The following is a 6399-nucleotide window of genomic DNA, read 5'->3' on the forward strand; positions in this document are numbered from 1 at the left end:
AGCGGCTCGGGCTCGATTGGGTTCCGCTCCGACGAGCTCGGGCAACGCATCCACGGGCACGAATCGAACCCGGTCGCCGGATACGAAGAAGCTCGGCGGATCGGTGTTCAAATCGAAGAGCGTTCGGTGCTCGGCACGACCGAGCAGGTGCCAGCCACCAGGTGTCGGGGACGGATAGATTCCCGTCTGCCCCATCGCAATGGCAACCGACCCCGCGGGAACGCGGGTTCGAGGGGTGGCCCGTCGGGGCAGCGCCAGCTTCGGATCCGTCTCCGCCATGTAGGCGAAGCCCGGGGTGAAGCCGACCATATACACGAGGTACTCCCGCTCGCTGTGAAGTCGAACGACCTCCTTCGCACTGGTCCCAATCGTGCGTGCGACTTCCTCGAGATCTTCGCCGTCATAGACCACGGGCACCTGCTTGGTTCGTGCCCGCGGCAGTCTCGACCCGGTCGCTCTAGTTCCCAGTTTGGCCACGTGCTCACGAATGGCGGCGAACGTGCAACGGCCTGAGTCGTAGAAGACGAGAAGCGATCGATAGGTGGGTACCGCTTCGAGGTAACCGTCGAACGGATCTCGGGCCAGCGCCAGGTCGAGCGCGCGAACCCGCGCATTCAGATCGGCGTCGATCGCGTTTCCAATCTCGATGACTACTGCGCCGTCGCCCGCGGGAAGAAATCGGGGTGTCGGTCGAGGCGTCAATCTTCTAATGCTCAATGCCGTGGCGGGACCCGTAATCGATCGTGCCGCCACGGCTCGGGCTGCTTACGGCGCGGCGAGCGCGCCGGGCTCGCTCCGCTCGCGCAGGGTGAGATGCGTTGTTCATCACCCTGCTAAGAGACCCTTGACGTCGACTCCTGCTCTTTCGAGCGCTTCGCGCACCCGGCGCGAGTTCTCCAGGGCTTTGGGGTTGTCGCCATGCAGGCACAAGGTTTCCGCTTCCAGCGGCACCGTGGTTCCGTCGTGAGCCCGCACGCTTCGATTGGAAGCGATCGAGACTGCCTGTGCGGCGGCACGCTCGGGATCGGTGATGACCGACCCTTCGATGCGACGCGACTGCAAGGTGCCGTCGGGGTTGTAGACCCGATCGGCAAAGGCCTCGCCGGCGTAGCGAAGCCCCGAGGCTTCCGCCGCCTCTCGCATCACCCTCGACGTGGCGAGTCCGACGAATATCAGGTCTCGGCTCACCCTGGCCACGCCCCGTACGATCGCCGACGCCAGCTCCTCGTCCTCGACCGCCTGATTGTAGAGCGCGCCGTGCGGCTTGACGTGGACGAGCGCCACGCCGTGGGCGCGCGCAAATGCGAGAATGGCACCGACCTGGTAGAGGACGTCGGACTCGATTTCTTCGGAATTGACCTGAACCGGACGGCGTCCGAAACCGCGGAGGTCGTGATGACTCGGATGAGCGCCGACCGCCACGCCGTGTCGCGCGGCCGCCGCAATCGTCCGGTCGATGATTTGGGGATCGCCGGCATGAAAGCCACAAGCGACATTGGCCGAAGTCACGATCTCGAAAAGCTCGTCGTAATCGGCTCCGATCCGATAGATACCGAAGCTCTCCCCCACGTCGCAGTTCAGGTCGATTCGCATCGGTCGAATTGTAAACGATTTCGGGTACAATGACGCCGTGGGAAAAGGCGATCGGAGAACCAAGCGCGGCAAGATCTTTCGCGGTTCGACCGGGAAGACTCGCCCCAAAGCCAAAAACAAGAAGAAGAGCAAATCCTCGGTGAGCGAGTAACCGCGGCTGTCGTACCTGTTCACCCAGGATGTGATCCCGGGAATACCTGCGCTCCCAGTCGAAGTCAGCCGGCGCGCAGCTCCTTTGGCAGCAACGCATGATGCTCCCGGATCGTGCTGTCGGTGCTGCACAGCGGCACCCGCCGCGCGAGACTATGCGCTGCGAGCAGTCGATCGAAGGGGTCTCGCGTCCATCCGAGTGAGAGCGCCTGTCGGAATAACGCCGCGAGCGGCGCGTCATCGATCACGAACCGGTCGTCGCTGGCCAGAGCTTCTACAAAGTCAGAGTTTTTGACGCGCAGCCTGCCAACCTCCGATAGAAACTGGATCTCCAGAAGCGATATCGGCGACACTCCCCATGGCCGATAAACACCGATCCACGAAAACTCGGCTACACGATCGGAGCCCAGCACGAGCCAGATGAGGAAATGCGTGTCGAGGATTATGGTCAAGACTCTTTATCGACGAGCTCGACACCGTTCTCGGACCAGCTCCAAGACCAGCGATCCGCGTTGTCGGCTTCCGGAACTTGGAGAAGCTCGCGATAGTTGGGCGTTCGTGGAGACGGCCCCATTTGTTCTTTGTCCTCGCAGAAAACGACGATCCGCCGGCCGCGACGCTCGATGACGACGCGTTCGCCCTGAGCCACCTCATCAAGGAGCTGAAACCAGTTCCTGCGCGCCTCCGATGCCGTAACTCTCTTCACTTGTACAATGTACAATTGGACGGCACAGCCAGTCAACTCCTGGCGAGGCGTTCACAGTTGACAGGCCACCATCGAGAAAAGCCCCGAGCAGCCATCTGTCGACATATCTACGTAGCCGCGCTTCTTTCCTGGATGAGAGAATCGAGCTCCTTCTTCAGGCGCGGCAGGATCTCTTCATAGGAGAAGGCACCCAGCGACTCTTGCCGCCGCTTCAAGTTTACGAAGCGCGGCGCGCACCAGAGTCCGAGGTCGGCATCGTCGGTCTCGCCCGGACCGTTGACCCGGCATCCCATGATCGCGATCGTGATGGCGTGGTCCTTGGCGTAGCGGGTCATCTCCTTGACCTTTCGCGCTAGCTCGACGAAGTCCTCGTTCTCCACCCGCGAGCAGGAGGGACAGGAGATGATATTCAGCCGATCGTCGGGAAACTTCGGCACGGAGCGGAATCGACCCGCCGCGATATCGTCGAGGATTCGTCGGCCCACCTCGACCTCTTCGTGCTTTTTCGGATTGGGCAGAGTGAGCGAGACCCGGATCGTATCTCCGATCCCCTGAGAGAGCAGCTGCTCGAAGGCAATCCGCGTCTTGATGATCCCGTCGGGCGGTAAACCCGCCTCGGTCACGCCGAGATGGAGAGGAACGTCGGGACGGGCCTCGGCGAAACGACGATTGGCGTCGACGACTTTGGCCGGATCGGAGTCCTTCAGCGACACGCAGTATCGGCGGTAGCCGATCCCGTCGAGAATCTCGGCATGTTCGAGCGCGGAAGCGACCATGGCTGAAACGGAGTCTCCGGTGAAGTCGCTGGCCCGTTCGGGGTCGATCGAGCCGCAGTTGACCCCGATTCGCATGGCGCAGTCGAACCGGGAGGCCACGTCGACGAGATAGGCGACCTTGTCACGAACCGGCTTCGAGCGCTCGTGATGGTACAAGTGGCCCGGGTTGTAGCGAATCTTATCCACGTACGGAGCGACCTTTTCCGCCAGGCGATAGTTCTCCTGGAGATCGACCGACAGGTTGGCATCGGTCCGATCGCGAATGGTCTCGAGGGAGGCGGCATCCTTGTCGCTATCGACCGCGATACGAACGAGATCCGCCCCCGCGAGTCGGAGCTGCTCCACCTGCTTCGAAGTCGCCTCGACGTCGGTGGTCCGGGTGGCACACATGCTCTGAACGGCGATCGGATGGCCGCCGCCGATGCTCATGCGTCCGATTCGTACCGCCCGGGTGGGATTCCGCTGCACCACGAACATTCTACCAACTTGCGGCTTTACTCGATGCCGCTTTCCGACATAGCATGTTCACACCGAGAGCTGATCCGCCTATTTGAGCTGGAGGAAGCATGGAGAAGCGCGGCGAAGCCCGTCTTCGGCCGGATGATGCCATCAAGTGCACGATCGAGTGGGACAAGGGTCGGGAAGAGGGACTGATTCACAACATCTCTTCCCGGGGTGCGCTGCTCGAGGCCAAGAGTGATTTTGGAATCAGCCGGATCAAGCTCATTCTCGACTTCGTGGGAGAGAACCTCAGCCTGGATGCCGCGATCCGCTGGCATGCCGTATCGCCCCAAGACGAGACCGATCACTACGGCATCGTCTTTCGCTACCTCGACGACGAAACGCGGGAAAGGCTCGATCGGGTCATCGAGCAGCTCTCCTCTCCGGGTTCCGCAGAACCGAGGTCGGCCGGTTCATGAAGCTCGAGACGTTCGTCATGGAACGGACCCAGTCCGTCTGGGAGAACCGCGTCGAAGTCAACTTGGCCGAAAGTGGTGTCGAGCCGATGACGCTCGGAGAGCTGATCGACGGTTCGAACGTGTCGGATACGCGACTTTCGTACCCGCAGACGAACGGCACCGAGGAGCTGCGCGACCGAATCGCCGACCTCTATCCGGGGGCGGACGCCGATAACGTCGTCGCGACGAACGGGACGGCCGAAGCGAACTATGTGGCAGTGACGCACCTCGTCGAGCCGGGCGACGAGGTCGTCGTGATGATGCCGAACTACATGCAGATCTGGGGTCTCGCCCGCTCGCTGGGAGCAAGGGTTCACAAGCTTCCGCTCCACGAGGAAGCGAGCTGGGGGCCGGATCTCGACGAGCTTCGCCGCGTCGTGAACGACAGGACCAAGCTGATCGCCGTCTGCAACCCCAATAACCCCACGGGCGCGGTCTTGAGCGAAGATGCCATGCGGGAGATCGCGAAAATCGCGGGCAGCGTGGGAGCCTACCTCCTGGCCGATGAGGTCTATCAAGGCGCCGAGCTTGATGGCGTGCTCTCCCCCACCTTCTACGGCTGGTACGATCGTCTCATCGTGACCTCGGGGCTCTCCAAGGCCTACGGGCTTCCCGGCCTGCGAATGGGGTGGATGGTCGCGGACGAGGGCACGTCAGCCGAGCTCTGGTCGTACAAGGACTACACGACCATTGCGCCGGGAGCGCTGTCGGACAGGCTCGCCACCATCGCCCTCGAGCCCGGCACGAGGCAACGCATTCTCGAGAGGACGCGCGGAATCCTGAACCGACAGCTCCCGCTCGTCAACGAGCTGGTCGCGCGACACGAGGATCGCCTGTCTCTCGTTCCCCCGAAGGCAGGCGCCATTGCTTTCGTCCGCTACGACTGGGACATCAACTCGACCGTGCTGATGGAGAGGGTCCGTGAGGAAAAGAGCCTCCTCATCGTCCCCGGCGATCACTTCGACATCGATGGCTACATCCGCATCGGCTACGGCTACGACGAGGCGAAGCTCGCCGATGGACTCGCCCGACTTTCGGATTTCCTCGACGAACTGAATTAGCCAATCAATCAATTAATGGATTATCTGGCGCGGATCGCCGAGAGGAGAATCGAGGCGGCTCTCGAGCGAGGAGAGCTCAGATGCCCCGAGCTCGAGGGAAAGCCCCTTCGTTTCGATTCGAATGCCTTCGTCCCCGACGATCTCCGAATCGCCTACAAGTTGCTGAAAGACGCGGGCTTCTTACCTCCGGAGATGGAGCTCAGAAAAGAGATCGTGACTCTGAAAGAGCTGCTCGCTGCGGCGACGGATGGTGAGGAGCGCGTTCGAATTGCCCGCGAGCTGAACCGGCGGGTGCTGCGCTTGAATCTGATGTTCAGGCGGGCGATCCGCGGCGAGGAGGCTCAGGTGGCTTTGCGCTCCCCCATGGGGACGAAGTCCCGCTGCTCGTAGCCCTCGTAGAGCTGCTGCGGCCGGGCGATCCGCTGCTCGGAGTCGGTCAGCATCTCCTCCCATTGCGCGATCCAGCCCGACGTGCGAGGAATCGCGAAGAGCACGGGGAACATGCTCACGGGAAAACCCATCGCTTCGTAGATGATGCCGGAGTAGAAGTCGACGTTCGGGTAGAGACGCCGCTTCACGAAGTAGTCCTCCTGCAGGGCGATGCGCTCGAGCTCGACGGCGATATCGATGAGCGGGTTCTTCCCCGTGACCTCGAAGACCTCGTGCGCGGTTCTCTTGATGATGGTGGCGCGGGGATCGTAGCTCTTGTAGACCCGATGGCCGAAGCCCATGAGCCGCACCTCGCCCTCCTTCACGCGTTTGATGTAGGCGGGCACCTTCTCCTTGCTTCCGATCTCGTTCAACATCCGGAGAACGGCCTCGTTGGCTCCACCGTGGAGCGGCCCATAGAGCGCTGCCGCCGCCGCTGCCGTCGCCGAGTAGGGATCGGATTCCGAGCTACCGACGCAACGCATCGCGCTCGTCGAGCAGTTCTGCTCGTGATCGGCGTGAAGGATGAACAGGACGTCGAGCGCCTTCGCCAGCACCGAATCGGCGTCGAAGCTCGGCGTCATCGCAAACATCATCTTGAGGAAGTTCTTGGTGTAACGCAGGTCGTTGTCGGGATAGGTGTAGCGCATGCCGATACTGTGCCGATAGGCGAACGCCGCGAGCGTCGGCATCTTGGCGATCAGGCGATAGGTCTGGAGCCGTCT

Annotated in this window: 10 protein-coding genes; 4 read left to right on the plus strand and 6 right to left on the minus strand. The window is 62.1% G+C overall.

Annotated elements, in window-relative coordinates; all coding sequences use genetic code 11:
• Positions 1-702 (minus strand): 5-oxoprolinase subunit PxpB (gene pxpB / locus VEK15_02735; protein HXV59584.1); only part of this gene is annotated, 702 nt, incomplete at its 3' end.
• Positions 703-825: 123 nt separating this feature from the next.
• The gene (locus tag VEK15_02740) at positions 826-1593 is read right to left on the minus strand and encodes a 5-oxoprolinase subunit PxpA (GenBank protein HXV59585.1); all 768 of its coding nucleotides are present in this window, start codon (positions 1591-1593) and stop codon (positions 826-828) included.
• A 37-nt stretch (positions 1594-1630) separates the two neighbouring features.
• Between VEK15_02740 and VEK15_02745 the strand changes: the two genes are divergently transcribed.
• A complete protein-coding gene (locus VEK15_02745; protein ID HXV59586.1) occupies positions 1631-1744 on the plus strand; it encodes a 30S ribosomal protein THX in 114 nt (37 codons plus the stop codon).
• 64 nt (positions 1745-1808) lie between these two features.
• Here VEK15_02745 and VEK15_02750 read toward each other — a convergent pair whose 3' ends face one another.
• The 3 genes from VEK15_02750 to ispG form a co-directional block, all read right to left on the minus strand.
• Entirely contained in the window at positions 1809-2195 is a 387-nt protein-coding gene (locus tag VEK15_02750; protein HXV59587.1) for a PIN domain-containing protein, read from the minus strand.
• Positions 2192-2449 (minus strand): type II toxin-antitoxin system prevent-host-death family antitoxin, encoded by a 258-nt coding sequence (locus VEK15_02755; GenBank protein HXV59588.1) that lies wholly within the window; start codon positions 2447-2449, stop codon positions 2192-2194. Before VEK15_02755 ends, VEK15_02750 begins: the two co-directional genes overlap by 4 nt.
• A 107-nt stretch (positions 2450-2556) precedes the next feature.
• Positions 2557-3702, minus strand: coding sequence for a (E)-4-hydroxy-3-methylbut-2-enyl-diphosphate synthase (ispG, locus tag VEK15_02760; protein HXV59589.1), 1146 nt, complete (start codon positions 3700-3702; stop codon positions 2557-2559).
• A gap of 89 nt (positions 3703-3791) precedes the next feature.
• On the opposite strand from ispG, the gene VEK15_02765 reads away from it, so the two are divergent.
• Genes VEK15_02765 through VEK15_02775 form a run of 3 tightly spaced genes read left to right on the plus strand, consistent with a single transcriptional unit; the run spans position 3792 to position 5635 of the window.
• Positions 3792-4145 carry a PilZ domain-containing protein gene (locus tag VEK15_02765; protein HXV59590.1) on the plus strand — a complete coding sequence of 118 codons (354 nt, stop codon included), beginning with the start codon at positions 3792-3794 and terminating at the stop codon, positions 4143-4145.
• Positions 4142-5245 carry an aminotransferase class I/II-fold pyridoxal phosphate-dependent enzyme gene (locus VEK15_02770; GenBank protein ID HXV59591.1) on the plus strand — a complete coding sequence of 368 codons (1104 nt, stop codon included), beginning with the start codon at positions 4142-4144 and terminating at the stop codon, positions 5243-5245. The genes VEK15_02765 and VEK15_02770 overlap by 4 nt, the downstream gene beginning before the upstream one ends.
• A gap of 15 nt (positions 5246-5260) precedes the next feature.
• The gene (locus VEK15_02775; GenBank protein HXV59592.1) at positions 5261-5635 is read left to right on the plus strand and encodes a DnaJ family domain-containing protein; all 375 of its coding nucleotides are present in this window, start codon (positions 5261-5263) and stop codon (positions 5633-5635) included.
• On the opposite strand, the gene VEK15_02780 is transcribed toward VEK15_02775, so the two are convergent.
• Positions 5587-6399: citrate/2-methylcitrate synthase (locus tag VEK15_02780; protein HXV59593.1), on the minus strand; the 813-nt coding region annotated here is incomplete at its 5' end. The two genes, VEK15_02775 and VEK15_02780, sit on opposite strands and share 49 nt — an antisense overlap.

This window comes from Vicinamibacteria bacterium (genome assembly GCA_035620555.1).
In the GTDB taxonomy this organism is placed as follows: domain Bacteria; phylum Acidobacteriota; class Vicinamibacteria; order Marinacidobacterales; family SMYC01; genus DASPGQ01.

Bases quoted from the DNA above. Each gene is read 5' to 3' on its own strand.
- VEK15_02765 (HXV59590.1), top strand. From the start codon at position 3,792: ATGGAGAAGCGCGGCGAAGCCCGTCTTCGGCCGGATGATGCCATCAAG.
- ispG (HXV59589.1), bottom strand. From the start codon at position 3,702: ATGTTCGTGGTGCAGCGGAATCCCACCCGGGCGGTACGAATCGGACGC.
- VEK15_02740 (HXV59585.1), bottom strand. From the start codon at position 1,593: ATGCGAATCGACCTGAACTGCGACGTGGGGGAGAGCTTCGGTATCTAT.
- VEK15_02770 (HXV59591.1), top strand. From the start codon at position 4,142: ATGAAGCTCGAGACGTTCGTCATGGAACGGACCCAGTCCGTCTGGGAG.
- VEK15_02775 (HXV59592.1), top strand. From the start codon at position 5,261: ATGGATTATCTGGCGCGGATCGCCGAGAGGAGAATCGAGGCGGCTCTC.